The following is a 628-nucleotide window of genomic DNA, read 5'->3' on the forward strand; positions in this document are numbered from 1 at the left end:
GACCACCTCGCGCAGCGCCTCGGTGGCGTTCCAACCGGCCGGCAGCGCGGCCCAGACGAACATGCCGCCCTGCGGCCGGTTCCACCGCGAGCCGGCGGGGAGCGCGTCCGGCAGCCCGGCGATCAGCGCGTCCCGGCGCTCGCGGTAGGCGCCGCGGACCCGGGCGAGGTGCGCGTCGAGGTCGTTGTCGGCGAGGTAGCGGGCGGCGGCGAGTTGGTTGACGGTCGGCGTGTGCAGGTCGGCCGCCTGCTTGGCCACGTTGCAGGCGCGTAGCAGCGGCGCCGGCGCGCGCAGCAGGCCAAGGCGCAACCCGGGCGCCATGATCTTGGAGTAGCTGCTGATCAGCGCCGTGCGGTCGGCGGCGCCCGCGTCCTGCGCGAAGGCGGCGATCCACGGCACCGGCTCGCCCTCGAAGCGCAGTTCGCCGTACGGGTCGTCCTCGACCACCCACAGCCCGCGCCGCGCGGCGACCTCGGCGACGGCCCGGCGCCGGACGGCGCTCAGGGTGCGGCCGGTGGGGTTCTGGAAGGTGGGCACGGTGTAGAGCAGCTTCGGCCGCTCCCGTACGACGGCCGCCTCCACGGCCGCCGGGTCCAGGCCCTCCTCGTCCCCGGGGACCGCGACGACC

At 76.6% G+C, this 628-nt stretch carries 1 protein-coding gene; it reads right to left on the minus strand.

All coding sequences use genetic code 11. The features are described from left to right. The coding region (locus KUM32_RS39650; protein ID WP_217146584.1) for a PLP-dependent aminotransferase family protein at nt 1-628 on the minus strand (628 nt) is incomplete at both ends.

Source organism: Streptomyces sp. AC627_RSS907 (genome assembly GCF_019049165.1).